We start from the raw sequence: 25,863 nt of genomic DNA on the forward strand, positions 1-25,863 counted from the left end.
TTTATCCTTTTTCAAATTTGATTCATAATTTCTTTTATATCTTTTAGTATCCAGTACATATCTTTATATTTATATTCTCCAAGTCTACCTATGCTATAAACATCTTTTGGTATAAGATTTTTGTATCTATACGCTCTCTCTACCTCTGCTTTTGTTGGATATGGATATAGTCTATTTGAGTTTGATGGTATCTCTATTCCTATTAGAGTATCTTTCGATTTATAACCGGTTAGAGTTTTATATTCAACTATCCTAGTATATGGCTCGTCTCCGGCATAATATAAAAAGTAGTATCCTTCAGGAGTTATTCTTTCAACAGGTAATAATATCTTCATAAAGTCTCTACCCATGTACTTCAATTCTCCGTAGTGATATTCAAATAAATCATCTAACGATATAGTTGAAATTATTATATCTGCATTATACTTTTGCTCGTCTATCCATATAGTTTTATTTTCTAAATCGAATTTAGATATTTTTGTATTGAGTTGTACTTTAACGCCATACACGCATTTATCAAAATATATATTATATCCATCTAGATTGGTTGGGTATGCGTTATAAATAGCTCCGCTAAAATAATCTCCAGGTTTATTTCTTAAAGGTTCTTTTTTTACCGAAAAACATAAATCTTCATCTAGCTCCGTATTGTTTTTTATATTCCACATTTTTTTTGAATAGCTATTTACAAACATATTGTATAGTGTATTACCTATAGAATTTTCCCAGTATTCTTCTAAATTTTTTGGTTTAGCTTTAGTGTTTCTTTCTTTAAGTTCTCTATAAATTCGTTCTTTATTTTTAAATGTGTCGATATCGCTTTTAACTGGTGGATAATTATAAAAACTATTTTCTCCATAAGGTGTGGTTAATACCTGATGAGTAAGTTGCCTAAGATCTAAAAAACCTTTAAAATAATCAATCGCCCATCCGTCATTTATGTCTATAAGTAAGTGATGAGGTCCAAATGTGTAAGGATGCCCTTTGTAAAAATGAGTTCTTATCCCGGCTCCTAACTCATTGCTAGCTTCAAATATCGTTACATCAAATCCTTTATTTTTCAAAAAATATGCAGCAGTACACCCTGCAAATCCTCCGCCTATTATAATAGCCTTTTTCATTTAATCTCCATAACAATTTTTACAAATATCTGGTATATTTCCATCAAGATGCATTTTTCGAAATTCCATTAACCCCCCCCCATTAAACCAAATCTCATTAAAATTATCTATATGCCCATATTTGTAAACAGACGGATCGCATATAGTGCAACATGGAACAATAAATTTATCACTGCTTAATAAGAACCGTTCAAATGGCCAAAAACAAGGATTTGTTTTATTAAATCTAGCAGTGGCATACCAAAAGGTAAGCTCTATCCCTATCTTATTTGCGTATAAATCTAATTCGTTTAACCATTCTTGTGTTACTTTGTTTACTTTTTGAGCACTTGCAAATTTATTAAGTTCATCATAACCTTCCCATCCTCTTAGTTCGATACTTAGAGTAATTCTTTTAAATCCAAGATCTTTGGCTAACCTGATAAGATCTTTAGATTGATGGAAATTTCTATTTTGTAAAACTGACCACATCCTAGTTTTTAAATTTGAAGTAGCTTCGTTTGCATATTCATTTAGCAAAATACAGTTTTTTGTAACTCTATCAAATTTCCCACCTATTCTTATAGCTTCAAATATTTCTGCATTGGCTCCATCGATACTAATTTGCAGCTCTCCTACATTTGCATCTATAATTCTTTTATAATTATCATTTTTATGTAATAAGCTGCCATTGCTAGTTGTTCTTACCCAAATATATCTATCGCTTGCATATTTCACCATATCTGTGAAATATTTGTCTAAAAATGGTTCTCCAACTCCTTGAATTTTTATTTCTATTAACCCGTATTGTTCATTTATAAATTTTTTATATTCACCAAAGTCTAAATCATTTGCTCTGCCTTTATAGCTTGTATATGTTGAAGCCATGCAATGTGAGCATCTAAAATTACACCTGCTAACATTTTCTATATCAGCTTTTATCGGCATAAAATCAGGTTTTATAGATCTTTTATTCTTTAAATATTTTTTATAATTTTCATATCTTTTAGGATATGTTTTAAATCCATTTTGTAACATAGTGTCATATTGCACTTGATCTGCTAATGGAACTTTAAATTTAAGCATTGTCTACCTTTTTATCAATGTTTCTATTTCTAGTAAATTTACTCCGGCATCAATCTTTATAACTTCACCATTTATAAAAGGTGCATTAAGCAGCCAAAGAATCGCTTCTGCAATATCAGATGCTTCTGGCATTTTTTGTAGAGGATATATCTGCTCATACTGTTTGACTAATTTTGGGTTATTTTTATAAAACTCCATGTTTTCTGGTTTAATTGTTACTGTTGGAGAAACCGCATTTACTCGTATTTTATCAAGATTTACAGCATAGTATCTAACTAAGCTTTCAACACCGGCTTTTGCTACGTGATACTCTACGCCTTGAGTTTTGGTCACTAATCTAGCTGCACTTGAACTAACCATAACTATGCTTTTTGTTAGTTTATTTTTTATGCATTCAATGGTGTTTATGATAGTTTTTATGTTTAATGTTATTTCTTTATCCAAGTTAGGCTCACCGCGATATTTCTGAGAGAATACCAAATGATCTATGGTCTTATATTCAGTTATTTTTAAATTTAGCTTCATCAAAAAATCATCTTCATTTAAAAAATCAACACTTACAAAGTCTGATTTTATATCATAAGGATTAGTTCTAGCAAAAAGTACTATTTTATATCCTTTTTCTATCGCTTTTTTGCAAAAAACAGAACCGATACCTTTGCTAGCTCCAAATGCAAATATTATAGGCATATTTTATCTATCCTCAAGTCTTTTAAATTTATATTATAAATTGTACCGCCATTTTCTAAAAATTTTTTATTTTTTTGTTTTATAGGCTCACAAAAACGCCATGCAAAATTTATCACATTTTTTACCCCTGATTGCAGTAAAAACTCGCTTGATTTTACTTCTATGGCGCGGCTAGGACTAAATTTTCCTATCTTAAGTTCATTGTCATCTATGAGATAATCTATCTTTTCTCCAAGCTCAAACTGTTCACACATCATAATACAACCCATGCTTGCCCCATATACACAAAGTTTTTCTTCTGATTTTATTTTAGTTGCTAAATTTTGTACTACAAGCTTAAATTTATTTAATCTATTTGTAAAATTTATAAATAGACTTTTATCTAAAAATAGCTTTTTTTCATTATTTAAGATATTTTCTAAATCAGAGGTATTTTTAAATTTAGCATTTTTTTTGCATATATAAACCCTTAAACTACCCCCTTTTGAATTATTGATGCTTGATTTGAAAACTCTAAGTCCATGCATTGCAGACAAGTTATTGATGGATGTAAGAGTAAGATAACTAATATGCTCGTGATAAATTGTATCAATAAGATTGTTTTGCAAAACAGACAAAGCATAGGATGTTTCTACGACAAATACACCATTATCATTTAATAATTCATTTACTGCTTGCATAATTGAATTGATATCCGGAATATTAGCAAATACGTTATTTGCTAATATTATATCTGCACTTTTATATTCTTGTATAATTTGTTTAGCAAGTTCATATGTAAAGAAGTTATTTATAGTATTTATACCTCGGCTATTTGCTAAATTCGCAGCAGGTGTTGCTGGATCTATACCCAATACTTCGAATTTTTTATTTTTAAACGCTTCTAGCATAAATCCTTCATTGCTTCCTATCTCAACTACAAAACCTTTATCGATATCGGCTTCTTCTATAATTTCTTTGGTAGATTTTATAAAATGTTCTTTAAGTCCAATTGAGACACTTGTCTTATATAAGTAATTTTCTGTATAAATTTCATTTGGTTCTATGATTTGGCTTAATTGTATTTGACTGCATTTATGGCAAAAGCAAAGATCTACATTCAAAAGCTCATGTTTTTTTGATAGTTGCTTATCTTTACAAAAGGCATCACCTAATGGGCTTTTTTTTAACTCTAATACTTTTTTTACTAGACTTGAGCAAATTCTGCAATTTTTTATATCATAAATTATATTTTTTACCATGATAATTCTACCTTATTTTCTTTTATATATGGTCCATTTCTCATCTCTATAAATACAGCTAAATCACTCTTCATAATAAATTTATAGAATTTATTTTTTGGAATTCTGATACTAAAATTATATTTTCCCAATATAAATGATTTTTCTAAATTTAGATCATTGTCATACAAATTAAACTCAATCTCACCTTCTATTATGGTATATATAGAAGTTTGATTTTTAAATTTTTTACACTTTATATCTTTTTTGCTTGGGTGACAAATAAGCATATACTGAAGTATATCGTCACTTGAGCTAAAAAGATTTAATCTTGCCGTTGTTTTATTGTTTAATGCATATGTTTTTAAATTTTCTATATCGTCTTTATTGATAATTCCGCTATCCCCACTAAAAAAAGATGGAGTTAGAGCTTTTTGGTCTTGTTCGAAGTTTATAAAATCTTTCATATCTATTTTGTAACCATTCATCTATACTTTGTTCGCTACTAAGTGGACAAAATCCATATTTTATAGCAGCTTTTGATAAATTCAGGCTAAAAAAACTGTTTTTACCTAAGTCTTTTAAATTAGATTTTGAGTTTGTTTTTTGTTTTAAGTATTCTATAAATTCATAAATACTTAAATTGCCGCTGCTACCTAAATTTATAATATCAAAACCATCATATAGTTTAATATTGAAAATAAAATCAAACAGAGAATTTATACTAATAAAATTATTAAATTTATTTTGCATATTAAATGCGGTAATATCTCTGTTATGTATAGCACTATTTAGCCACTTAAATAGGAAGCTTCCATTATCAGATACACTTAAAACCGTAGGTAGTCTCAAGCATAAAACTCTTTTTATTCCGCTTTGTCTTAACATTTCCTCACCTATAAGTTTACTAATCCCATATATATTTGGGTTGTATAGAGGTGAGTTTTCATCTATCTCATTATACCCCCCCCCTGCCATAAACTGACACAGCTGAGAAAAAAATAAAATTTTCTATTTTATTTTTATTTGCGTAATTAATTACTTTATTTAGATACCTTATGTTTGAATTTATAATTTTTTTATTTTTATTGATATTTGAACAAGCAGCCATATGAATTATGGTTTTTGATGTTGTTTCGATGCTGAAATCTAATTCAAAATAATCTCGATTAAATATTTTTTTAGTATATAAATTTATGAGATCTGCTCCTATTTTTCCTCGTAAACCACTAAATATCATACGCTTTCCTAAAACTAACATATTGCTGACCTCTACCCCAGCTAGTGCGAAAATTTTCAGCATTTGATAGGTCTTTCCAGTCGAAATCTTTATTAAGAAGTTCTAGCACTTCATTTATACATTTTATAAAACTTGTTGGTAAATCGGCATTATTGTTGCATATTTTAGTTAATATTTCGACTATTTTATCAATTTTGCATTCTCCTAATTTATAAATCTTAATAGCCCGTCTAAATTCAAGCAGCTCTTTTTGCAACCGGTTATTTTTATCAGTTTCTCTATCAAAATCACCCCAAGATGTATCAAGTAAAATATGTTTTTTTCTATCAAATTTATTTTTAAATTCATTTTTGTAAGAGTAATTTATATCCTTATACCAGCTTAAATTCGAAACCAGACAAGGATTTACCGCAATTAGCTCCATACCCCCCCCCGTTTGTGATTTTATCAATAATTTTTATATAGTTTTTTATACTTAAAAATTTATTATCGTTTACTGGATTTAGCACTACATCGCTTACCCAGTCCTCTATAGGTCTAGATGCAAATTTTAAAGAACTTAAATGTGATTTAAAAGCTTTACAAAGAATTTTTACTCTTTCATCAAAATACTCTAAATTTCGAATTAAAATAAAACCTGTGATTCTTCTTAGGTCTTCGTAAAAATGAGAAAACTCATCTATGCAAGTAGTTACTAAAATACCATCTTTTTTTACAAGTTTTATCAAAGAAGATAGTATATCTTTAGAATTATTAAGGCTTGGTAAAAAGCCTTCTGCTATAACAAAATCATATTTTTTACTACTTACAAAGTTCTCTATAAAGTCATCATAAAGCCTAAATTTATAACCATTTAGATTTTGACTTATCTCTTTTCTGCCTTTATCGTTTGGTTCTACTAAATCCAAATTTGCTCCCCATTTGCAAAAACAAATACTATTAAATCCGCTTCCTGGACCCACTTCTAAAACATCTCTATTTTTAAATAATCTTTTATCTATTCCTAGCATTTGATATAAATTCGCTCTTCTTTTTAAATGTAGATTTATATCACTTAAATCTTGCGATACTGGAGATATATTATGCTCTTTGTAAAACTGAGTAAATTCATTTTCCACTATACAAACTCCATATAATCTTTATCATCTTTTAGATATTCAAGCAAGATCTTGTTTTTTTCATTTGATACGCAGTGATGATTGCATACTTTACACGGCTTGATTTTGTAAAAACTACTTTTGTCTGCACTCCATGCCTCTTTAAAGCTTCTATTTTTTATGCTAAATAATAGTCCGCTATCAAGATTATAAGCCTTATCTTGGCATGCATATACGTTTTGATCTGCTCCTATAACCATAAGAATTTGCAGCATTGGGCACCAGTCGTAATCTTTTTTAAATTTAGTATCTAAAAGGTGGTATGAATTGTAAATTTCAAAGTTGCCGTCGGTTAAATTCATAGACTTATATATCTCTTTTTGAACATTATCAAATATTTTACTATGATATTCATTATTTTTAGCAGCATCATTTGATACTATGCAAGGACTTAATTTCACGCTTCTTACTCCTATATCTTTAAATAAGTGTAAAACATCATATATATGAGAGTAGTTTTTGTCGTCTATGATAAAACTAACCCCTAACATACACCCCCCCCCTAACTTACTAAACTCGCTCATATTTTTAATTACTTTACTAAACTCTCCGACTTTTACATTTCTATATTTTGCATAACTCTCATCATCAAATCCGTCTATGCTTACTCTCAACCAAGTTCCGAATTTAGAAAATAGATTTGCTATATCTCCATTTAGTTTTGAACCGTTTGTTAGGCTTGCAAATTTGATATTTGTTTTGCTTAATTTTTCTAAAGTTTCAGTCATATATCTATAAGATAGAGGCTCTCCACCTCCGCTAAAAGTTATACTTTTTACACCCATACTATCAAGATCATCTATTATTTCAAACATCTTATCTTTTGGTATATAGTCTTTAACTATCATATCTTTTCCGAGTTGAAGATTGCTAGCTTTATATGCACAGTACCAACAATCATGATTGCAAGCATTGGTAGGTTTGATTCTTACTTGAAGAGGAGGCAATATCTCATCCGTATTCAAAGAGTCAATCTTTTTTGGATAGTGGAACATTTTGTATTTACTATAAATAATATTTTTCATACAAACTCCAAGTGTTTTTTGTCTATATTTAAGTATTCAAGTAGTATTTTATTTTTTTCATCCACCACGCAGTGATGGTTGCAGTCTTTACAAGGTCTTATTCTAAAAAACTGTTTTTTATCTTTGAACCAACCATATTTAAAACCTTGATTTTTTATGCTAAATAATAGTCCAGTATCAAGATTGTAAGCTTTATCGTGACATGCATATACGTTTTGATCTGCTCCTATAACCGGGCAGATTTGGAGATACGGGCACCATTCATAGTTTTTATTAAAAGTTTCTAATTGCAAGTGATATGAGTCAAAAATTTGACAGCTATCATCGCTATATTTTGTTGTTATATTTTTGCAAAGTTGTTTTGTTTGATCAAAAAACTCACTGTGATATTCATTTGTAAGCTTTGACTCATTGTGGGTTATGCAAGGGCTTAGTTTTATGCTTCTTACTCCTATATCTTTAAAAAGTTTAACCATATTTTCTAAATGTTTTGAGTTTTGTTTGTCTATTATGATAGACACTCCTAATAAACATTTTCCACCTAACTTACTAAACTCGCTCATATTTTTAATTACTTTACTAAACTCTCCGACTTTTACATTTCTATATTTTGCATAACTCTCATCATCAAATCCGTCTATGCTTACTCTCAACCAAGTTCCGAATTTAGAAAATAGATTTGCTATATCTCCATTTAGTTTTGAACCGTTTGTTAGGCTTGCAAATTTGATATTTGTTTTGCTTAATTTTTCTAAAGTTTCAGTCATATATCTATAAGATAGAGGCTCTCCACCTCCGCTAAAAGTTATACTTTTTACACCCATACTATCAAGATCATCTATTATTTCAAACATCTTATCTTTTGGTATATAGTCTTTAACTATCATATCTTTTCCGAGTTGAAGATTGCTAGCTTTATATGCACAGTACCAACAATCATGATTGCAAGCATTGGTAGGTTTGATTCTTACTTGAAGAGGAGGCAATATCTCATCCGTATTCAAAGAGTCAATCTTTTTTGGATAGTGGAACATTTTGTATTTTGTATATAATAAACCCATTAATTTACTCTCATAGCTAAAAAGATACCATATTGCAAAGGTAAAAGCATAGTAATAAAATCTTTGTCATTTTTGATATAATCTAAAAATTTTTTTACTCCAATGCCTTTTGGTGTCACTGGTTTGATATTCAAAATATCGCCCATAAAATATGCATCATCAAGCATTAGCACCCCCCCCCTGTTTAGTTTTTGCTTTACAATTTTAAAATATTCTTTATAGTTTTCTTTATTTCCGTCTAAAAAAATGAAGTCGTAGTTATTTCCTATTTTATTTGAATTTAAAATTTCTATCGCATCTCCATTTATTAAATTTATATTTTTAACTTCTGATTTTTCAATATTACGCTTAGCTATATTATAGAATTTATCGTATTTTTCTATAGTATCAACCTGTCCGCTTACAAACTTAGCTATGTTTATAGTACTAGCTCCTACAAATGTACCTATCTCAAGTGCGTTGTTTGCGTTTATCATTTTTAGTATAAATTCTTGCAATTTTCTTTCTAAACAGTCGCTTCCCATATATTGCTGTCCTGGAAATTCGGTCGGAAATTCAAATTCAAAATCTTTATTTTCAGTATTAGAATATTTGCAAGCTATATCATATATTTTTTTATCTACTATTTTTTTATCTTCATTATAAAGTTCTAGCATTACGTCTTGACTGGGATACATTCTTTCAAAAAAATCAAATTCTTTCATAAATTCCTACTCAAAATATATAAATTCATAATCGCCATTATAGCCGAATTCTTTAAATAGCCATTCCCACTCGTCTTTGCTAAAAAAGCTTTGACAAGTTAGCGCCCAGCATTCAAGATTAAAAAGTTCTTTTTCATTTCGGTAACTTTCTACTACTATAAATTTATTTTTTGCGACTAAATTTATGTTTTGTAGCGCATTTTTAAGATCGTAAATTTTAAGATTATGCAAAGTTGTCAACGAAATAGCAAGATCAAATTCTTCTTGTTTAAAAGGAAAATCATCTTTTGCATCATGGTAAAATAAACAGTCTTTTACCTCTTCTTTTGCATTTTTTAATGCGTATTTTGATATATCAAATCCGGTAATTTGTAAATTTGGAAGCAGCTTTTTTAACTCATATAATAAAAATGCTTTTCCGCATCCAACATCAAGCACTTTATCTGAATCTTTTAATCCGTAAATTTCTATTAATTTTTTAGCTACTGCTTCCCACCTACCATCGTATTTGTAGCCTCCATAGCCAAATTTTCTATCTCCATCCCAAAAATCAGCTTCAAATTCTTTAGCTTTTATCATACAATTTACTTTATCATCGCACATTCTAGGAAGATATTCTCTACTGGTTTTTTTATGTAAATTTGTGAAAATATCAAGTTCTTTCATATATTCTCCTTTATTTGCTTTTCTATAGCGCTTTTGTCCAAACCATATAATTTTCTTAAGAATTTTCTATCTCCTATGTCATGAATATAATGGTTTTTCAGTCCTATTGAATGAATTTTTTTATCTATTTTGCTTTGCAAAAATGTAGCTAGACCTCCAAATTTAAAATGCTCTTCGACTACAAAAATATTTCTAAATTTAGATATTTGATCTATAATATTCTTATTTGCAGAGTTTATAAAAGGTGCGGTTGCAACGCTTACATTAGAGATACCCAAGCATTCATTTACTATGCTTCCGTGCGCTATTATCAGATCTTCTCCGCCGATTTGAATAAAATTTAAATCTGTTATATCTATATTATTTTTATGTATTTCTACCTCGCCAGATTTTTCTATTCTTATATAGCTTGGATTTTTTGATTTTAGAGCATTTTCAAATGCTAATTTTGCCTCAAGAGGACTAGCTGGCGAGTATATATCTAAATTCGGTAAAGATAATGCAAGAGCTATATCCTCAACGCTATAGTGCGTCATACCAGATGGAGCGTATGTTATCCCGGCTCCAGTACCTACTAAAATCACGGGCAATTCTTGATAACAAATATCGTTTCTTACTTGCTCGAAAGGACGCATTATCACAAATGGAGCTATATTATAATATACTACTTTTTTCCTGCTTAGTGCCATTCCAGCAGCCATTCCTACGCATAATGCTTCATTTATCCCGGGATTTATAAATTGATTAGGAAGCTCTTTTTGATATTCATCCCATACGCCAAGCCCAGCATCTCCGCTTATTAGAAAAAAATCTTTATTTTTGGTGGCGTATTTATAAATTTCATTTGCTAATGTATTTCTCATTTTAGCACTTCTTAAATATAAAATTACCGGAATTTTTATTATGCATAAGTTCTGACATTTCTTTTTCTTTTAGTTTAAAATTATTTTTCTTTAACAGCTCTATGGCTTCTTTATGTTCATTAAAATCTAAATCTAGTTCTATATATATTTCATCTATATTATTTATATTATTAATTAATCCTTCCAGAATGATTTTTTCATTTCCATCCACATCAATTTTAACTTTAGTTGGTTTTTTTATATTAAATATTTTTATAATGTCATCAATTGAAAAACTAGCTTGTTTTGATATAAATGAATCTTTTTGATCTATTTTATATATGCTTTGTCTTCCTAAATTATTAAGTGCTCCGCTTTTTGTCATTTCTCTAACATATAAATTTAGAATTTCAGTTTTATTGTGGATTGGAAATGGGAAAATAATTGATTTATCTAAAAGATTATTTAGATATAAGTTATAGTATAAGTCGCTTATATTATTAAATTCTGCTTCAAAACAGTATATGGGTATATTTTTTTTAATTCCAATATATACGCTGTAGGTACCTACATTTGCTCCTATATCATAAAATACATCATTTTCATTAAAGCTATTTAGCCATTTTATCATCATTTGCTCTTCGCTTAAAATTGTTTTAGCTCTCCACAGAGATCTTCCATGAGGAGTTATAAATTTGGCTCTATATCCATCCCCTATATCCACACTAATCGTTGCGTCTATAAGCTTTTGTCTAACTTCAATGCCAAATCTGTTATTTGATTTTAGTCTGAAAAAAGAGATAAAAATATCAATAAGTTTTCTTAAAATAATTACAGGATAATTTGGTTTATAGCCATATTCTATGTGTTTTCTAGGGGTTGTATTAAATATATTCATATGATATCCTTAATTGAATTTAAAATATCATCCGTAACAATGTAATAATGCCATTTTAGTTCATTTTCCATAAATTCTACGCCTTTTCCTTTGATAGTTTTGCATACTATGCAAAGCGGCTTATCTGTTTTTATGCTCATGGCCTTTTGCAAAGCTTGTACATCATGGCCATCTACTATGACGCATTCCCAGCCAAAACTCTCCCATTTTTTATCTATGGGCTCAAAACTTGTTATTTCCCTAGCTCTACCATATCCTTGAAGATTGTTATAATCTATCAAAACACAAAGATTATTTAAATTTAGTTTAGGAGCCAGCATCGCTGCTTCCCAAATGCTACCTTCTTGCGTTTCTCCATCTCCGATTAAAACATATACTTTTCGATTTTCATTTTTTATGCTCATTGCCATTCCTACTGACATAGGAAGTGCATGCCCAAGGCTTCCTGCCGAGATCTCCACATACGGGCTACTAAATCTATCTGTGTGCGCAGGTAATGTACCGTTATTTTGATAATATCCTAGTATTTCTTCATTGCTCATAAATCCTTTTGCATTTAAAGTAGCGTAAAGAGCCATTGCCGCGTGCGCTTTTGAGAGTAAGAAAATATCTCTTTGTTCATAGTTTTCAAGTTTTAAAATTTTAAAATACAACGTATATAAAATATCAACGCAAGATAGAGCCGAGCCTATATGCGGACTTTTGGCTCTATTTGCCATTTTAAGTATATTTTTTCTTATCTCTGCTTGAGTCATAATAGTTCCTAAATAAAATTTATGTGCTTCACATCGGGATTTAAAATCTCATTTAAAAATTCATTGATAGAATTCGGTCTACAATTTGGCGGGCATTGTTTTGCATTTAGCTTATTTTCTAATAGATGTTTCACGATTCTTCTTTTATCTGATTTCCATATCGCTTCAAAACTTTGTTCATTTATATTTCCATAAACAAACTCTTTTTTATCCCAATATGGCAAGCAACTAGCCAAATCTCCAGCTGAGTTTAACACGGTTATAAAGCTGCATCCGTAGCAGTGAGAGTAGTCTCTTTGACCGTATTTAAAAAAAGCGTTTTGCCTAAAAATCACTTTAAAATCATCACTCTCATAACTTTTAGCTTCATTTATAAGTGTTTCAAGCTGATCTGTTTCAAATTTAGAGTTATTTTTATATAGTTGATTTTCATTTTGTAACACAAACGGTTTTACGCTAATGTAATCCACGCCGCACTCTTTCATAGTTTTTACTGCATTAATAAGAGAGTTTTTATTTTCTTTTAAAAGAACGAACTGAGATCCAAGATCAACTTTCAAGTTCTGCTCTTTTCTGTAATCATTCGCAAATTTGATATTTTCTACCACTTTTTCAAAATCACTTGATTTTTTGTGCGAAGTATGAATTTTAGAGTAAGTTTGACTATCTCCGGCGTTAAATGAAAACCTTAAAAAAGTTAAATTCGGAAGCAGTTTTTTAGCCAGATCGGCTTTTAAAAGTGCTGCGTTACTAAACATTCCGCAGTCGATGCCGCACTGTTTTGCGTGAGCCACCATTTTATCTATGTCATTATGTATCAAAGGCTCGCCTTCACCTGCAAATAGCATGGATTTTAACCCGGCTTTTGCTACTTCTGTGGTAAATTTGATAAAATTATCGGTATCGAGTTTTCTATTTGGATAAGCTATATAATCATACGCACAAAATAGACATCTGTGATTGCATGATCCGCACGGACTTACTTCCATATAAATGGGCGCACAATCCCCTGTTTGTTTAAATTCTAAAACTCTATCTAAATGGTGGTGGAGCTTGTGTGCGTCGAGGCTAAATTTCATAAATTTAAAGCTCCTTTAAAATCGCTGTTTTCGAGTAAAATCCGCTCTTTTTCGTTTAATTCTCTGATATTTTTTATCTCAACAGACGTATGACCGAAATTCTGAAATCTATTTGTTTTGACTTTGATATCGCATGGATTGCAGTGTCCATAAACTATGCAAGGTCTGTAAATATCTTCAAATTTATAGTTTGGATCACTTATATCTGCTACTTCGGCTCTTTTTTCATAGAGATCTGAGTGGCAGCGATATACTAGACCTGCTGGGCTGATTAGTAATTCTGTTGTTTTGCAATCACAGTATTTATTAACATTTCCGCTTATAGCTTCTGGAAATTTATAGCTTCCGTGCCACTTTTGCCCATCAAATCCAAGATACTCTTTAACTCTAAAATCAATTCCTAAATCTTTGCATTTTTTCATTACTTCTTCTATATGAGATTTATTCTGAGGGGTTAAAACAGAGTAAATTCCTACGTAAAATCCTGCATCTTTCATCTTATCATGTTTTTTTATAAGCGTATTTATGTCATTTTGATTTGGGTGATAGCTTACTCTTATGGCTGCATATTTCGCATCGCGTGTAAATTTTGAAGGATTTATACGTCTTATAAACTCATCCTCGTCAAACATAAAGTTTGTAAGCAGATCTAGTTTAAATTTATCGTCTATACCATTTACAAGTTCGTAAAAGTACGGATACAAAGTTGGTTCGCCGCCTTGAAGAGTAAGTGGTAAATCATCACTTTTTATATCTAAGCGGTTTATGAAATTTAGCCAAATATCTGGTTTTATAACGCCCCTAACAACACTTTTTCTACTAGCTCCGTTCTCATTTAAATTTATACAATACGGACATTTTAAGTTGCAAGACAGCGTTAAAAACAGAGCTATGTAATTATAATGATCTGGTATGGTTATTTTTTGCATATTATATTCTCAAAATCCTTAAGTATATTTTTACTAGTAATCTCTTTACAAGCATTTAGATAAACCGAGTTGAACTTTTTTAACTGAGCTCTTACTTTTTGGTTTTTTATTAGCATAGTTGCTTTTTTTATGTATTCATTTGTATTAAACGCCGTAAAATATCCATATATATGGTCGTTTTCATTTATGAGACAAATATCTTTATTTTGTAATATCCAAGTGCATATTTCATAATCCCTCTCATACCAAGCGTTTTCTTTGAAAAACGGCTTATATATGAAAAATTTACCATCATACCCTATTATTTTTCCATCTTCTATACGCACTCTAACATCATATGCCGATTTATCGCCTATTATAGATTTTGCTTTTAAAATGCTATCTTTTATCGGTTTATCATTTAAAATTATATAGTACGGATCAGAGATAAACTCATCATAGCCTTCGGTCTGTTTATCAAAATCCTCTATGTTTTCTATATAAACTAGCAGCTTTGAGCTGTCGTATTTGATTTGTTTAATGTTTTCATCATCTATATCAAAGATTTGCGGCTCATAATATCCTAATATAGCACCGCCTTTTGACATATACTCATTTGCGCTTTCGCCTTGAACGTGGGGTGGAAATGTATTTAGCCAAAGATCTATTATGTGACCATAAATATGCGGATTTATCATCCCTGTAAAGTAAAATCTATCTAAAACTCCAAATTCATCTAATTTTGCTTTTATTCGATTGATATTTCCGCCGTCTCCACAAGCTAAATATATAGCTTTTGGATTTTGTTTTAAAATTTCACTTATTGAGTGAAGATAACGATCATCGTCTATCTTTACTAGTCTGCTAATTACGCCTAAAATGAAAGCATCTTTTGGATATTTACTTCGTTCATTTATGATCAATTGCTGGTCGATAGGGGGATTGTAGAATTTATTATCCATAGGCACGCTTATAATTTTATATTCGCTAGTAGGCTGAAAGTGACTGACTTTTAAATCGATCGATTTGATATCATATTCTGTATTTCCATGTGACCAGTATATCTGCTTTTTAGCAGATCTTGTTACAAATAAAAACTCAGCTAGAGGATTGCTCCCGGTAAAATCTATCAAAATATCTATTTCGTCTCTTATTATTTTATCTCTAATCAAAAGTGATTTTTCTAAATATGAATAGTAAAATCCTTGAGCTCTAAACTGTTCAAAAGAAGGAGCTTCGACTTTCACCCCTAAATTCAAAAGTTCTTGAACCGTATAATCATCGTCTAAAGCTTTTTCGGTCGTCGAAAACGAGTATATATAAATTTGATATTTTTTTCTAAAATCATCATTTTGCATAAGTGCTTTTATAAGTGAATATTCAACTTTATACGGTGAGTTTGCAACTATACGATCTTTTAAAAATCCTATGCGTTTTTTAGTATGTCTTTTTGTATGGTACGTCGGTATATTTACATGATTTAAAAATCTTTGATACATAGATTCAAGAGGAACTATGATATCATTTTGTATGTTTCCGCCGCCTTGATTGGTATTTGAATAAAAATGTATCATACTAAGTGTTATGTGCATAGCTTTTTCATATTTATCGTTTTGGACAAAATAGTTGAAAATTTTTAGCATAAGATCATATATTTTTATAATTTGTCTATTTACAAATACGTTTGTAAATTTCCAAAATATTATGAGATTATTATTTAAAATATTTCTTTGCTGAGCATTATCAAGCTTTAGATAGTAATCGGGATCAAAAAGCTTTTTGCATACGTCATAATACAACTCAAAACTAATATCTTTGCAGTATTTTTCAAAAAATTCAAGATAGTTGGCTAAATTTGGAATCTCAGAGCAATTAAGCAATGCAAAGTTCAGTATATAGTATTCCATAGCCTCTTTTGTCTTAGAGTTTAGTATCAAACAAGTTGTTTTTAAATGCACCAATAGAAGTTTTTGATTTATGTCATCACAAGAATCAAGGTAGTTGTCGGCTGTTTTTATATAGTTTTCAAACTCTTTTTTATCTTCTAAATTTAAGTCTTTAAAAACTTTTATAAGCCAAAGATACTCTTTTGGAGGCAGATCGTTTTTATTTAAAACAAAGTCGTAAAATGCGTTTCTAAGTTCCAAAAGCTCATCACGGCTCAACTTTGGTATATCTCCAGAAGCTATTTTTTTGACTAAAATATCTATATCAATCTTACTTTTGAACAAAGTTATCCTCAATGATTATTAATTTAAAGTAAAAGCCCTAAATTAGGGCTAAATTTTGTAATAGCGGCTTACATCGACCCTTGAGGTTTCATCATGGGTGCTAGTTTTTTGACCTCGACGTCTTTTAGGTCTATTTTACTAGAGTCACTAAACTCAAGAGTTAAATCGACTTTATCTGTGATTTCTAAAGGTTTATTTATATCAATTAGCATTATATGAAGTCCGCCTGGTTTTAATTCAACGCTGCTGTTTGCAGGGATATCTATTTTTGGAATTCTAACCATTTTTTTCATTCCGTTTTCATTTAAATGAGTATGAATTTCGAAAACCTTACTCGCATTGCTGTTTCCAGATACTAAAGATACATCTTTGTTTGTGTTATTTTTGATAACCATAAATGCGGCGCTGGTTTTAGCATTTGGAGGTGTAGCCTTTACGAAAGGAGACTCTATATCGATGTTTGCAGCTAAACATAGCGAACTTAGTAAAGCGCATGAAAGAGTAAATTTAAACACTGTAAATCCTTTATGGTTTAATGTAACAAAGATTGTATAGCAATTTTGATAAAAGATAACTGAAAATTTAAAAATCTTAGGCTATAATAACGCCTTAAAAATACTAAAAATTAAGGGTCAAAACATTGAAAAAGTTTCTAATTTTTGTTTTGTGTTTTTTGAGTTTTTTATATTCAAAAGACCTCGAAAAAATCTATTTAGAAAGTGGTATCGAAGCGGTACAAAAAGCTATAGAGGCAAATTTGCAAAGTAAAGATTATTGGCAAAAACATTTAAGCCAAATGGACTTAAAGTATGGCTATTACGATAGTGATATATTTATCGTAGTTGTGGATAAAAAGGCGAAAAACTTCTATTTAAACGAGTATAAAGATGGAAAGTTGGACTCTAAAGCAGATCATAAAGTTTTAACTGGTCTCATGGGCGATAAGCTTTTAGAAGGAGATCTAAAAACTCCGGTTGGAGTATATGAGATAACAAGGCGTTTTGTGCCTGAAGATACTTATTATGGACCAGTTGCGTTCAATCTTTCATATCCAAATCTTTTTGATAAGCTACGAGATAGAACTGGCGGGGGTATCTGGATACATGGATTTCCTCTAAATGGAAATATTAGAGAAGACGTATATAAAACAAAAGGCTGTGTTGTAATGCCAAATGACTTGCTGTTAAATTTAGAAAGCATTTTAAAGGATAATGGCGGTATGGTTTTGATAAATGAAAGCGGTATTTTAGAAGCTAAAAATGAAGATATAGCTCTTATATTTGCAGAATTATTTAAATGGAAAGAGGCTTGGACAAATAGTGATATCAATAGATATCTTAGTTTTTATGATAAGAAATTTAAAAGATACGACGGAGTAGGTTTTGATAAATTTAAAGAGATGAAAAAAAATATTTTTTCTAGAAAAGAGAACAAATTTATACAATTTACTAAATTTAGTATAACTCCGTATCCTACGATCGATGATGAGAATATTTTTAGAGTTAGTTTTATGGAGAAATATCGTGCTTCGGCTTATAAATTTGATGGTATTAAAACTCTTTATGTTAAACTAGATGGCGGCAAGATGAAAATCTTAGTAGAGCAATAATAAGGAAAAATTATGCAAAATACAGACGTTACGGAAGAAGAAAAAGAGTTTATAAAATCTCAGATTGAAGAGCTTTTAAAGGCCAGAGACGGTTTTTTTGAAGTTTTAGATGCAAACGTACCGAAAAAAGGAAATACAAACGTTTTTGATTTTGACGCTTGCAAAGATAAGAGTTTAAAAGAGCTTTATGCTAAGTTCTACTCATATGACTACTCTATAAGAAAAATACTTCCTTATATTTATAAAAGATTTGGCGTAAATTTCAGTGTCTAAGATAGTTTTGAGCAAAACAGCTTATATCCATAATTTAACCCAAATTTCAAGTAAAATAGGATCAAAAGATCGAATTATAGCGGTTTTAAAAGATGATGCTTATGGGCACGGAGCTGTTTTGATGGCAGGTATAGCAAGTGGTTTTGGTATAAAATGGGCTTGCGTGAAAAGCATAGACGAAGCTATAGAAATATCCCCCTTTTTTAAAAATATTATTATTTTATCTCATATACCAAACGGTAAGGAGAATGACGAGTTTATTTATGCTATAAATGATCTTAGCGGTTTAGATGTTATAAAAAGCGGAATTAGCGTTCATCTTGCTATTGACACTATGATGCACAGAAACGGTATTGGCATCGACGAGATTGAAACTGCTTTTAATATAGCAAAAAACCGTTCTATAAGAATATGCGGCGCTTATACTCATTTTAGAAGTAGCGACGAGATAAGCGGAGATTACTACGTACAAAAAGCTAATTTTTTAAAAGCTAAGATCAAACTTAAATCATTATTTAAAAAAAATGGCGTTGATAAACCTATGTTTCATTCGCATAATTCAGCCGCCATCGAAAGAACAAACGGTTTTGACGATGAGTTTGTACGCGCCGGTATAGTTCAGTTTGGTTATTCACAGTTTGATGAGAGTTTAAATTTAAAAAAAGTTTTGAGTCTCTGGGCGGATAGAATCAGCAAAAGAGTATTAAAAGCAGGTCAAAGCGTAGGCTATGGCGGAGCTTTCACGGCTAAAAAAGATATAAATATCGCAACGTATGATTTAGGATACGGAGATGGACTTTTAAGATATAACGGTAAGGGCGATCTGCACTTAGCAAACGGTGAAAAAATACTTGGCAAAATGTCTATGGATAGCTTTAGTTGCGCTGATTCGGGTGATCAGATATGTGTTTTTGATGATGCTAGAGTATGGGCTAAGTTTTTCGATACGATAAGTTATGATATTTTAGTTAAGTTAAGTTCAAAGATTAAGAGAGTTGTTGTTTGATTTTTGAACTTAACTATTAAAATATCTGTAAGCCGCGCTTTGTGAGCGTTCTTTTAAATTTAAAAGCCTATCTATCCTCTGTTTTGTAGATGGATGTGTACGGAATAAATTTGAAATACCGCTTTTTACGGAACTAAATGGATTTATGATAAACATATGCGCTGTTTGTTCATCCGCGTTTTTTAATACGCTTTTTGAGGCGTAACCTTCTAGTTTTGAAAGAGCGTTGACAAGATAAATAGGGTCTGTTAAATTAGCTGAAAATCTATCTGCTTCAAATTCTCTTGAGCGAGATATGCTCATTTGTATTATTGTAGCGGCTAATGGCATAATTATGGCTAAAATTATTACTATAACAATATTTGCTTTATTTTCGTTTTTATTTAGTCCGACTCCGAAATGAGCAAAATTTGCTAAAATTGCTATAGCTCCGGCAAAAATAGCTACTATAGATCCAGTAAGTATATCATAATGTCTTATATGACCTAGTTCATGAGCGATTACCGCTTTTATCTCATTTTCATCAAGTAAATTTAAAAGTCCGTTTGTTAAAGCTACCGCCGAGTTATGCGGGTTTCTGCCAGTAGCAAACGCATTTGGAGTATTATCCGATATAATATATATTTTTGGTATAGGAATATTTGCTTTTTTACATAACTTACTTACTATCTTATAAAGCGTGTTTGAGGGCTCTACAAGCTGAGCGTTATAATGTTTTAATATAAGTTTATCACTATAAAAATAGCTAAAAAAATTAAGACCTAAGGCTATTAGAAATGCTATGATCATTCCATTCAAACCACCTATATATCCTCCCACGCTTATAAATAGCAACATTAAAATAACCATTAAACTAACAGTTTTTAAAAGCTCCATCAAAATCCTCTTATTACACTTTTATATATGCTAGCGTCTATTCTAGCGTCTATAGCAGCTTCTAACTCAAAGTCGTCACATATCAAAACTGCTATTTTAGAATCAAATATATAGTCATTTGCTAGTGCTTGTAATTGTCTTGCAAAATTCAAATTATCGCAAACTATAAATTTAACTCCGTTGGCGTTGGCAAAAATAGCCTCTTTTTTTGATTTTACCCTTAAAAAATCCGGCTTTTTTTGCAAACTGTAACCGCTAAAATCCTCTAAAACAACCTCATCATAAGGTACGAACTCACTGCCAAAAACTATCATTTTAGACACTCCTTGCAAATATATTTTCCATTTCTTAACACGGTTTCATTTATACTTACAAATGTATTGCACTTATCGCATTCAACGAAGTTTTCGCTACTGTTTGAAGTTTTATTTTTTCTAAATTTAGGAAGTATAAAAAAGTATATCGCGGCTATAATAAGAGCAAATATTATGATTTTTCCTAGCATTTTACACCTTTTAAAAATAGATAATTTCTTTTTCCGGAGCTTATTATACTATTTTTGCATTTTAAATTTGAGATTTCTTCTTTAGCTCCGTCTCCTTTATATAATAAAAATGTTGTATTTTCGTCGTAAAATCCCCTGCAAATTTCTATAAGAAATAGAGTTTTACTAAGTGCTCTTGAAGTTATAAGATCAGCTTTTATTTTTTGACAAGACTCTATTTTGGAGGGATGAACGGTTATGTTTTTTAAATTTAAAGCTGCGCCTACGTATGATAAAAAGCTTGATTTTTTCGCGATCGGCTCATAGAGATGAAATTCGCTGGAATTTAAAATCAAACTTAAAAAAATAGCCGGAAATCCGGCTCCACTACCTACGTCAATTACAATTTTTGGATTAAAATCCAAAAACTCGAGAGGTTTTATACTATCTTCTACGACAGGTTTTATATCGCGGTAATTTGTAAGACTATGTATTTTATTAAATTGTTTTAAAATAATTTCAAATTCGCTTACTTTATTCCAAAAATTATCTGGTAAATTCATCTAACATATGCCCCATCTGCTCTTTTTTCACCTTTAAATAATCTTTATTAAATTCATTAGATTCTATCTCTATGGGAATTCTTTTTTCTATATTTACGCAAGTAAGACTAGCTAGTTTTAGAGGATTATTGGTGAGTAAATTTATACTTTTTATACCAAAATCTTTTAGTATAAAATCTACTATTTCGTACGTTCTTTCATCGGCTTTAAAGCCTAATTGATGATTTGCTTCTATTGTATCAAGTCCATTATCTTGCAAAGCGTAAGCATTTACTTTATTTAAAAGCCCTATATTTCTACCTTCTTGACGTAGATAAATTACCATTCCTCCGTGTTTGTTTATATATTTTAAACTAGCTTCTAGTTGGTCGCGGCAGTCGCATTTTAAACTTCCTATAGCGTCTCCGGTTAAGCATTCTGAGTGAATTCTGACATTTACTGTCTTTGTTACGTCTAAATTCGGAGAAAATATAGTCAAATGCTCTTTGCAGCAGCCTTCTTTGTATGATTTTATTTGAAATTTGCCAAATCTGCTAGGTAGGTTTGCGATATTTGATTTTATTATTTCCATAATTGTTTTCCTTTGGAGTAAAGTTTATCAAAAATCTTTAAATTTTAAAGAAATAGATATATTTTTAATTAACTTAAATTTAGATATAATTGCTCAAAATAAGGAGTTAATATGTTTAAAAGATATAGAAGACTTAGGATAAATCCGGCTATTCGTGATATGGTAAGAGAAAATAAATTAAATATAGAAGATTTTATATATCCACTTTTTGTAGTTGAGGGAAGCGGTGTAAAAAAAGAGATAAGCTCAATGCCAGGCGTATTTCAGCTAAGTATTGATGAAATTTTAAAAGAGTGTGAAGAAGTCGTAAACTTAGGTATCAAATCCATACTTTTGTTCGGCATTCCAAATTTAAAAGATAGTATAGGTAGTGACGCGCTTGATGAAAATGGACTTATAGCAAGATCTTTAAGAGCTATAAAAGCTAAATTTCCGAATTTAGTTATTGTGACTGATCTTTGCTTTTGCGAATATACGGATCACGGACATTGTGGTATACTTGATCATGTTCATGAAACAGTCGATAATGACGCTACGCTTGAGATCTCCGCTAGACAAGCTTTAATTCATGCAAGAGCAGGCGCAGATATGATAGCTCCAAGCGGTATGATGGACGGCATCATAGAAACTTTAAGAAACGCGCTTGATGAAAATGGATACGAAAATCTTCCGATTATGGCGTATTCGACTAAATTTGCTTCTGCGTATTACGGACCGTTTCGCGACGTAGCCCAGAGTTCGCCAAGCTTTGGAGATAGAAAAAGTTACCAAATGGACTGTGCAAACCGCTTTGAAGCCATAAACGAAAGTCTTGAAGATGAAGCACAAGGTGCAGATATTTTGATGGTAAAACCGGCTTTGGCTTATCTTGATATCATTAGAGATATAAAAGAAAGAACTCTTCTTCCTCTTTGCGTTTATAATGTAAGTGGTGAGTACGCTATGTTAAAAGCATCCGCAAAAGCTGGAGTAATAGACTATGAAAGAGTTATGATAGAAACTATGATGAGCTTTAAAAGAGCCGGTGCGGATTTGATCATTAGCTATCACGCAAAAGAGGTAGCAGAGTTTTTAAAAAGAGAAAAATAAGGATTTATATGAGACATTTTTTGACACTTAACGACTTAGATAAAAATGAAATCTTAGATATTTTAAGTTTAGCAAAAGATATAAAAAAAGAGGCAAAAAGTAGAAATTATATCTCATATCTCAAAGACCAAACTTTAGCCATGATATTTCAAAAAAGCTCGACAAGGACGAGAGTTAGCTTTGAAGTAGGCATTCATCAATTAGGCGGCAAAGGATTATTTCTAAGCAGTCGCGATATACAGTTAGGGCGCGGAGAACCTGTCAAAGATACGGCTAGAGTTCTTGGGAGAATGGTAGATATGATAATGGCTAGAGTTTATAAGCAAAGCGATCTCGAAGAACTTGCTAAATTTAGCGGAGTGCCTGTTATAAACGGTCTTAGCGATGATTTTCATCCTGTTCAGCTTATGTCTGATCTGCTTACTTTAAGCGAGCTTGGATTAAATTTACAAACTATGAAAGTAGCGTATGTGGGAGATGGAAATAATATGACCAACTCATGGCTCATGGCTGCATCTAAGCTTGGATTTGAGCTTAGAGTAGCAACTCCAAAAGGCTATGAAGTGCCACAGTGGGTTTTAGACATCGCTAAACAAAACTCCAAAATAAGCTGTGCGAATTTGATTATCACAGATAATCCTAAAGCAGCAATTAGCGGCGCAGACGTCGTCACGACCGATACTTGGGTCTCTATGGGACAAGAGGATGAAAAAGAAAAGCGCATTAATGATTTTGCAGGATACTGCGTTGATGATGATATGATGAGCTTAGCGGCCAAAGATGCTAAATTTTTACACTGTTTGCCTGCTTACCGCGGATATGAAGTTAGTGAAGCGGTTTTCGAAGCTCACGCGGGGGAAATTTTTAGCGAGGCTGAAAACCGTTTGCACGCCCAAAAAGCTGTTATGGTCTGGTGTGATAGGAAGAGATATGAATAATGAGCGTTTAGATAACATAAGCAACTCTCTTGGCATCTCAAAAAGGAAAAGAACGCTTTTCGAGTTAGAACAGATAAGCGATAATGAGATGAAGTTGATTATTAAAAACGGTAAGTTAAATTTATCTGTTCCTTGGTTTGGTATGAGTGGAAATACTCCTTGTGCTCTTGTTCCAGCAGGACTTTTCGAGGCCATCATAAATACGCTTAAAAATGCGCAAAAAGAAAATTTTGAGCTAAAACTAGAAAAATCTATTTGGCAGCATATTCCAGTTGATTTCGGTGATGTTTGGAGCGTGGCCATAGATGAGATAAAAAAGTCTAAATTTAAAAAAGAGCCAAATTTAGATAGAGTTGTAAAAAAGATTAAAAAAGAGCATCCAAATTTATTTGTAGATATGCAAAGTTTGATACAAAGTAAGGAAAATTGATGGTAGATTTTGAAGCGTTTGTACAGTATTCAAAGCCTGGACCTAGATATACTAGCTATCCAACAGCACTTGAGTTTAGCGATAATTTCAACTATGATGAATATATTAAACGTTTAAAAAACGGTGATAAAAATAGAAAATTATCTTTGTATTTTCATCTTCCGTTTTGTCGCTCAGCCTGTTATTTTTGTGGTTGTAACGTAATTTATACGAGTAAAAGTGATAAAATGAGCAGATATCTTGATTATTTAAGTAAAGAGTTAGAGATATTAAGCGAAGTTTTAGATACTAAGCGTCAAGTAACTCAGATGCATTTTGGCGGCGGAACGCCTACTTTTTACAGTGCAGATGAGCTTGATAGACTTATAAAAGAGATAAAAAAACATTTTAAGAATTGGAGTGATGATGCTGAGATAAGCTGTGAGATTGATCCGAGATTTTTAAATGAAGATCAACTCGATGTTTTAGTGGGTCATGGATTTAACAGAGTAAGTTTCGGCGTGCAAGATTTTGATGAAAAAGTTCAAACCGAAATCCATAGAATCCAGCCATTTGAAATGACTAAAAATGCTGTAGATATGGCAAGATCCAAAGGTATTACCAGTATAAATACCGATTTGATTTACGGTCTTCCTTATCAGAGTTTAGAGAGTTTTAAAAAGACTTTAGAGCTTGGTGTTAGTCTAAATCCCGATAGGTTTGCGGTATTTAACTATGCTCACGTACCTTGGATTAAAAAAAGTATGAGAAAATTTGATGAAGCTACTCTTCCAAATCCAAAAATAAAACTAGAAATTTTAAAATATACGATGGAGTTTCTAACTTCAAACGGATATAAAATGATAGGTATGGATCATTACGCAAAAGAGGATGATGAGTTGTTTAAGGCTTTAGAAAACGGCAGTTTACATAGGAATTTTCAAGGATATACAACTAAAGGCGGAGCAGATCTTATCGGTATAGGTTTGACTAGCATAGGCGAGGGCGATGATTTTTACGCGCAAAATTATAAAGATATGGTTTCTTACGAAAAAGCCATAGACGACAACAAACTTCCAAATTCAAAAGGAGTTTTGTTAAATAACGAAGATAAGCTTAGGAAAGCCGTTATAATGGATTTGATGGCAAATTTTGCACTTGATATAAAAAAGATCGAATCTAAATTTAATATTAAATTCTTTGAGCATTTCAAAAATGAGTTGAACGATCTTGAAGAGTTAAAAGACTTTGTTGAAATTTCGAATGATAAAATAAAGATAAATGAAACCGGAACACTGCTTATAAGGAACATTGCTATGTGTTTTGATGAGTATATGGTTAAATTTAAAGGTATAAAAAATAGCTTTTCAAAGACAGTGTAAT

At 31.0% G+C, this 25,863-nt stretch carries 32 protein-coding genes; 7 read left to right on the plus strand and 25 right to left on the minus strand.

Annotated elements, in window-relative coordinates; genetic code table 11:
* Window positions 1-11: 11 nt before the first annotated feature.
* The 20 genes from RVY88_RS06335 to RVY88_RS06430 all read right to left on the minus strand — a co-directional run bounded on the left by RVY88_RS06335 (window position 12) and on the right by RVY88_RS06430 (window position 17,177).
* A complete protein-coding gene (locus RVY88_RS06335) occupies window positions 12-1,121 on the minus strand; it encodes an FAD-dependent oxidoreductase (RefSeq protein ID WP_011732268.1) in 1,110 nt (369 codons plus the stop codon).
* On the minus strand, window positions 1,122-2,186 hold the full coding sequence (locus tag RVY88_RS06340) for a radical SAM protein (RefSeq protein ID WP_011732267.1): 1,065 nt from the start codon (window positions 2,184-2,186) through the stop codon (window positions 1,122-1,124). It abuts the gene before it with no gap.
* 3 nt (window positions 2,187-2,189) lie between these two features.
* The gene (locus RVY88_RS06345) at window positions 2,190-2,876 is read right to left on the minus strand and encodes an SDR family oxidoreductase (RefSeq protein ID WP_011732266.1); all 687 of its coding nucleotides are present in this window, start codon (window positions 2,874-2,876) and stop codon (window positions 2,190-2,192) included.
* Window positions 2,867-4,117: a class I SAM-dependent methyltransferase gene (locus tag RVY88_RS06350; protein ID WP_162167625.1), complete on the minus strand. Its 1,251-nt coding sequence runs from the start codon at window positions 4,115-4,117 to the stop codon at window positions 2,867-2,869. The genes RVY88_RS06345 and RVY88_RS06350 overlap by 10 nt, the downstream gene beginning before the upstream one ends.
* On the minus strand, window positions 4,111-4,584 hold the full coding sequence (locus RVY88_RS06355) for a WbuC family cupin fold metalloprotein (protein ID WP_080512725.1): 474 nt from the start codon (window positions 4,582-4,584) through the stop codon (window positions 4,111-4,113). The genes RVY88_RS06350 and RVY88_RS06355 overlap by 7 nt, the downstream gene beginning before the upstream one ends.
* On the minus strand, window positions 4,505-5,074 hold the full coding sequence (locus RVY88_RS06360; protein WP_116967916.1) for a sugar nucleotide-binding protein: 570 nt from the start codon (window positions 5,072-5,074) through the stop codon (window positions 4,505-4,507). The genes RVY88_RS06355 and RVY88_RS06360 overlap by 80 nt, the downstream gene beginning before the upstream one ends.
* Window positions 5,055-5,336 carry an NAD-dependent epimerase/dehydratase family protein gene (locus RVY88_RS06365; protein ID WP_011732263.1) on the minus strand — a complete coding sequence of 94 codons (282 nt, stop codon included), beginning with the start codon at window positions 5,334-5,336 and terminating at the stop codon, window positions 5,055-5,057. Before RVY88_RS06365 ends, RVY88_RS06360 begins: the two co-directional genes overlap by 20 nt.
* The gene (locus RVY88_RS06370; protein ID WP_052122007.1) at window positions 5,326-5,760 is read right to left on the minus strand and encodes a hypothetical protein; all 435 of its coding nucleotides are present in this window, start codon (window positions 5,758-5,760) and stop codon (window positions 5,326-5,328) included. The genes RVY88_RS06365 and RVY88_RS06370 overlap by 11 nt, the downstream gene beginning before the upstream one ends.
* Complete coding sequence (locus RVY88_RS06375) at window positions 5,708-6,454, minus strand: class I SAM-dependent methyltransferase (protein ID WP_011732261.1); 747 nt, start codon at window positions 6,452-6,454, stop codon at window positions 5,708-5,710. The genes RVY88_RS06370 and RVY88_RS06375 overlap by 53 nt, the downstream gene beginning before the upstream one ends.
* Window positions 6,454-7,518 carry a radical SAM protein gene (locus RVY88_RS06380; RefSeq protein ID WP_011732260.1) on the minus strand — a complete coding sequence of 355 codons (1,065 nt, stop codon included), beginning with the start codon at window positions 7,516-7,518 and terminating at the stop codon, window positions 6,454-6,456. The genes RVY88_RS06375 and RVY88_RS06380 overlap by 1 nt, the downstream gene beginning before the upstream one ends.
* The gene (locus RVY88_RS06385; protein WP_011732259.1) at window positions 7,515-8,579 is read right to left on the minus strand and encodes a radical SAM/SPASM domain-containing protein; all 1,065 of its coding nucleotides are present in this window, start codon (window positions 8,577-8,579) and stop codon (window positions 7,515-7,517) included. Before RVY88_RS06385 ends, RVY88_RS06380 begins: the two co-directional genes overlap by 4 nt.
* The gene (locus RVY88_RS06390) at window positions 8,579-9,283 is read right to left on the minus strand and encodes an O-methyltransferase (RefSeq protein WP_011732258.1); all 705 of its coding nucleotides are present in this window, start codon (window positions 9,281-9,283) and stop codon (window positions 8,579-8,581) included. Before RVY88_RS06390 ends, RVY88_RS06385 begins: the two co-directional genes overlap by 1 nt.
* Window positions 9,284-9,289: 6 nt before the next feature.
* Window positions 9,290-9,949: a class I SAM-dependent methyltransferase gene (locus RVY88_RS06395; protein WP_011732257.1), complete on the minus strand. Its 660-nt coding sequence runs from the start codon at window positions 9,947-9,949 to the stop codon at window positions 9,290-9,292.
* The gene (locus RVY88_RS06400) at window positions 9,946-10,812 is read right to left on the minus strand and encodes a transketolase family protein (RefSeq protein ID WP_162167587.1); all 867 of its coding nucleotides are present in this window, start codon (window positions 10,810-10,812) and stop codon (window positions 9,946-9,948) included. Before RVY88_RS06400 ends, RVY88_RS06395 begins: the two co-directional genes overlap by 4 nt.
* 1 nt (window position 10,813) lies before the next feature.
* Window positions 10,814-11,689 (minus strand): FkbM family methyltransferase, encoded by an 876-nt coding sequence (locus RVY88_RS06405; RefSeq protein ID WP_011732255.1) that lies wholly within the window; start codon window positions 11,687-11,689, stop codon window positions 10,814-10,816.
* Entirely contained in the window at window positions 11,686-12,444 is a 759-nt protein-coding gene (locus tag RVY88_RS06410) for a transketolase (protein ID WP_317051283.1), read from the minus strand. The genes RVY88_RS06405 and RVY88_RS06410 overlap by 4 nt, the downstream gene beginning before the upstream one ends.
* A gap of 8 nt (window positions 12,445-12,452) precedes the next feature.
* Window positions 12,453-13,523, minus strand: coding sequence for a radical SAM protein (locus RVY88_RS06415; RefSeq protein WP_011732253.1), 1,071 nt, complete (start codon window positions 13,521-13,523; stop codon window positions 12,453-12,455).
* On the minus strand, window positions 13,520-14,452 hold the full coding sequence (locus RVY88_RS06420) for a radical SAM protein (RefSeq protein WP_002850638.1): 933 nt from the start codon (window positions 14,450-14,452) through the stop codon (window positions 13,520-13,522). The genes RVY88_RS06415 and RVY88_RS06420 overlap by 4 nt, the downstream gene beginning before the upstream one ends.
* Window positions 14,440-16,662: a hypothetical protein gene (locus tag RVY88_RS06425; protein ID WP_011732252.1), complete on the minus strand. Its 2,223-nt coding sequence runs from the start codon at window positions 16,660-16,662 to the stop codon at window positions 14,440-14,442. Before RVY88_RS06425 ends, RVY88_RS06420 begins: the two co-directional genes overlap by 13 nt.
* A gap of 68 nt (window positions 16,663-16,730) precedes the next feature.
* Window positions 16,731-17,177, minus strand: a complete 447-nt coding sequence (locus tag RVY88_RS06430) for a copper chaperone PCu(A)C (protein WP_002850636.1) — start codon at window positions 17,175-17,177, stop codon at window positions 16,731-16,733.
* 125 nt (window positions 17,178-17,302) lie between these two features.
* Between RVY88_RS06430 and RVY88_RS06435 the strand changes: the two genes are divergently transcribed.
* From RVY88_RS06435 to RVY88_RS06445, 3 genes are read left to right on the plus strand one after another with little or no spacing between them, the layout of a single operon-like run.
* Window positions 17,303-18,271: a murein L,D-transpeptidase family protein gene (locus RVY88_RS06435; protein WP_162167586.1), complete on the plus strand. Its 969-nt coding sequence runs from the start codon at window positions 17,303-17,305 to the stop codon at window positions 18,269-18,271.
* Window positions 18,272-18,283: 12 nt separating this feature from the next.
* On the plus strand, window positions 18,284-18,544 hold the full coding sequence (cmeU, locus tag RVY88_RS06440) for a CmeU family protein (protein ID WP_002850634.1): 261 nt from the start codon (window positions 18,284-18,286) through the stop codon (window positions 18,542-18,544).
* Window positions 18,537-19,550 (plus strand): alanine racemase, encoded by a 1,014-nt coding sequence (locus RVY88_RS06445; protein WP_011732250.1) that lies wholly within the window; start codon window positions 18,537-18,539, stop codon window positions 19,548-19,550. The genes cmeU and RVY88_RS06445 overlap by 8 nt, the downstream gene beginning before the upstream one ends.
* 9 nt (window positions 19,551-19,559) lie before the next feature.
* Here RVY88_RS06445 and htpX read toward each other — a convergent pair whose 3' ends face one another.
* Genes htpX through ribA form a run of 5 tightly spaced genes read right to left on the minus strand, consistent with a single transcriptional unit; the run spans window position 19,560 to window position 22,044 of the window.
* Complete coding sequence (gene htpX, locus RVY88_RS06450) at window positions 19,560-20,426, minus strand: zinc metalloprotease HtpX (RefSeq protein WP_162167585.1); 867 nt, start codon at window positions 20,424-20,426, stop codon at window positions 19,560-19,562.
* Window positions 20,426-20,740, minus strand: coding sequence for a hypothetical protein (locus RVY88_RS06455; protein ID WP_002850622.1), 315 nt, complete (start codon window positions 20,738-20,740; stop codon window positions 20,426-20,428). Before RVY88_RS06455 ends, htpX begins: the two co-directional genes overlap by 1 nt.
* Window positions 20,737-20,931, minus strand: coding sequence for a PP0621 family protein (locus tag RVY88_RS06460; protein ID WP_011732248.1), 195 nt, complete (start codon window positions 20,929-20,931; stop codon window positions 20,737-20,739). Before RVY88_RS06460 ends, RVY88_RS06455 begins: the two co-directional genes overlap by 4 nt.
* Entirely contained in the window at window positions 20,925-21,473 is a 549-nt protein-coding gene (rsmG, locus tag RVY88_RS06465; RefSeq protein WP_065844177.1) for a 16S rRNA (guanine(527)-N(7))-methyltransferase RsmG, read from the minus strand. The genes RVY88_RS06460 and rsmG overlap by 7 nt, the downstream gene beginning before the upstream one ends.
* Window positions 21,457-22,044 carry a GTP cyclohydrolase II gene (ribA, locus tag RVY88_RS06470; RefSeq protein WP_002850616.1) on the minus strand — a complete coding sequence of 196 codons (588 nt, stop codon included), beginning with the start codon at window positions 22,042-22,044 and terminating at the stop codon, window positions 21,457-21,459. The genes rsmG and ribA overlap by 17 nt, the downstream gene beginning before the upstream one ends.
* Window positions 22,045-22,155: 111 nt before the next feature.
* Between ribA and hemB the strand changes: the two genes are divergently transcribed.
* From hemB to hemN, 4 genes are read left to right on the plus strand one after another with little or no spacing between them, the layout of a single operon-like run.
* The gene (gene hemB / locus RVY88_RS06475; RefSeq protein WP_162167584.1) at window positions 22,156-23,133 is read left to right on the plus strand and encodes a porphobilinogen synthase; all 978 of its coding nucleotides are present in this window, start codon (window positions 22,156-22,158) and stop codon (window positions 23,131-23,133) included.
* An 8-nt stretch (window positions 23,134-23,141) separates the two neighbouring features.
* On the plus strand, window positions 23,142-24,071 hold the full coding sequence (gene argF / locus RVY88_RS06480) for an ornithine carbamoyltransferase (protein WP_162167583.1): 930 nt from the start codon (window positions 23,142-23,144) through the stop codon (window positions 24,069-24,071).
* Window positions 24,064-24,501, plus strand: coding sequence for a DUF2603 domain-containing protein (locus tag RVY88_RS06485; protein ID WP_038454159.1), 438 nt, complete (start codon window positions 24,064-24,066; stop codon window positions 24,499-24,501). The genes argF and RVY88_RS06485 overlap by 8 nt, the downstream gene beginning before the upstream one ends.
* Complete coding sequence (gene hemN / locus RVY88_RS06490; protein ID WP_162167582.1) at window positions 24,501-25,862, plus strand: oxygen-independent coproporphyrinogen III oxidase; 1,362 nt, start codon at window positions 24,501-24,503, stop codon at window positions 25,860-25,862. The genes RVY88_RS06485 and hemN overlap by 1 nt, the downstream gene beginning before the upstream one ends.
* The last annotated feature ends 1 nt before the right edge of the window (window position 25,863 follow it).

The sequence above is a fragment of the Campylobacter sp. TJR-1 genome (genome assembly GCF_032840035.1).
GTDB classification, from domain to species: Bacteria; Campylobacterota; Campylobacteria; order Campylobacterales; family Campylobacteraceae; genus Campylobacter; species Campylobacter fetus.

What these genes read in the sequence shown, in the direction of transcription:
- argF (WP_162167583.1), top strand. Translation starts at nt 23,142, where the DNA reads ATGAGACATTTTTTGACACTTAACGACTTAGATAAAAATGAAATCTTA.
- RVY88_RS06385 (WP_011732259.1), bottom strand. Translation starts at nt 8,579, where the DNA reads ATGGGTTTATTATATACAAAATACAAAATGTTCCACTATCCAAAAAAG.
- RVY88_RS06460 (WP_011732248.1), bottom strand. Translation starts at nt 20,931, where the DNA reads ATGCTAGGAAAAATCATAATATTTGCTCTTATTATAGCCGCGATATAC.
- RVY88_RS06340 (WP_011732267.1), bottom strand. Translation starts at nt 2,186, where the DNA reads ATGCTTAAATTTAAAGTTCCATTAGCAGATCAAGTGCAATATGACACT.
- RVY88_RS06370 (WP_052122007.1), bottom strand. Translation starts at nt 5,760, where the DNA reads ATGGAGCTAATTGCGGTAAATCCTTGTCTGGTTTCGAATTTAAGCTGG.
- RVY88_RS06360 (WP_116967916.1), bottom strand. Translation starts at nt 5,074, where the DNA reads ATGGCAGGGGGGGGGTATAATGAGATAGATGAAAACTCACCTCTATAC.
- RVY88_RS06455 (WP_002850622.1), bottom strand. Translation starts at nt 20,740, where the DNA reads ATGATAGTTTTTGGCAGTGAGTTCGTACCTTATGATGAGGTTGTTTTA.
- RVY88_RS06380 (WP_011732260.1), bottom strand. Translation starts at nt 7,518, where the DNA reads ATGAAAAATATTATTTATAGTAAATACAAAATGTTCCACTATCCAAAA.
- RVY88_RS06335 (WP_011732268.1), bottom strand. Translation starts at nt 1,121, where the DNA reads ATGAAAAAGGCTATTATAATAGGCGGAGGATTTGCAGGGTGTACTGCT.
- ribA (WP_002850616.1), bottom strand. Translation starts at nt 22,044, where the DNA reads ATGGAAATAATAAAATCAAATATCGCAAACCTACCTAGCAGATTTGGC.
- RVY88_RS06485 (WP_038454159.1), top strand. Translation starts at nt 24,064, where the DNA reads ATGAATAATGAGCGTTTAGATAACATAAGCAACTCTCTTGGCATCTCA.
- RVY88_RS06415 (WP_011732253.1), bottom strand. Translation starts at nt 13,523, where the DNA reads ATGAAATTTAGCCTCGACGCACACAAGCTCCACCACCATTTAGATAGA.
- htpX (WP_162167585.1), bottom strand. Translation starts at nt 20,426, where the DNA reads ATGGAGCTTTTAAAAACTGTTAGTTTAATGGTTATTTTAATGTTGCTA.
- cmeU (WP_002850634.1), top strand. Translation starts at nt 18,284, where the DNA reads ATGCAAAATACAGACGTTACGGAAGAAGAAAAAGAGTTTATAAAATCT.
- RVY88_RS06390 (WP_011732258.1), bottom strand. Translation starts at nt 9,283, where the DNA reads ATGAAAGAATTTGATTTTTTTGAAAGAATGTATCCCAGTCAAGACGTA.
- RVY88_RS06400 (WP_162167587.1), bottom strand. Translation starts at nt 10,812, where the DNA reads ATGAGAAATACATTAGCAAATGAAATTTATAAATACGCCACCAAAAAT.
- rsmG (WP_065844177.1), bottom strand. Translation starts at nt 21,473, where the DNA reads ATGAATTTACCAGATAATTTTTGGAATAAAGTAAGCGAATTTGAAATT.
- RVY88_RS06410 (WP_317051283.1), bottom strand. Translation starts at nt 12,444, where the DNA reads ATGACTCAAGCAGAGATAAGAAAAAATATACTTAAAATGGCAAATAGA.
- RVY88_RS06345 (WP_011732266.1), bottom strand. Translation starts at nt 2,876, where the DNA reads ATGCCTATAATATTTGCATTTGGAGCTAGCAAAGGTATCGGTTCTGTT.
- RVY88_RS06355 (WP_080512725.1), bottom strand. Translation starts at nt 4,584, where the DNA reads ATGAATGGTTACAAAATAGATATGAAAGATTTTATAAACTTCGAACAA.
- RVY88_RS06365 (WP_011732263.1), bottom strand. Translation starts at nt 5,336, where the DNA reads ATGATATTTAGTGGTTTACGAGGAAAAATAGGAGCAGATCTCATAAAT.
- RVY88_RS06420 (WP_002850638.1), bottom strand. Translation starts at nt 14,452, where the DNA reads ATGCAAAAAATAACCATACCAGATCATTATAATTACATAGCTCTGTTT.
- RVY88_RS06350 (WP_162167625.1), bottom strand. Translation starts at nt 4,117, where the DNA reads ATGGTAAAAAATATAATTTATGATATAAAAAATTGCAGAATTTGCTCA.
- RVY88_RS06395 (WP_011732257.1), bottom strand. Translation starts at nt 9,949, where the DNA reads ATGAAAGAACTTGATATTTTCACAAATTTACATAAAAAAACCAGTAGA.
- hemN (WP_162167582.1), top strand. Translation starts at nt 24,501, where the DNA reads ATGGTAGATTTTGAAGCGTTTGTACAGTATTCAAAGCCTGGACCTAGA.
- RVY88_RS06405 (WP_011732255.1), bottom strand. Translation starts at nt 11,689, where the DNA reads ATGAATATATTTAATACAACCCCTAGAAAACACATAGAATATGGCTAT.
- hemB (WP_162167584.1), top strand. Translation starts at nt 22,156, where the DNA reads ATGTTTAAAAGATATAGAAGACTTAGGATAAATCCGGCTATTCGTGAT.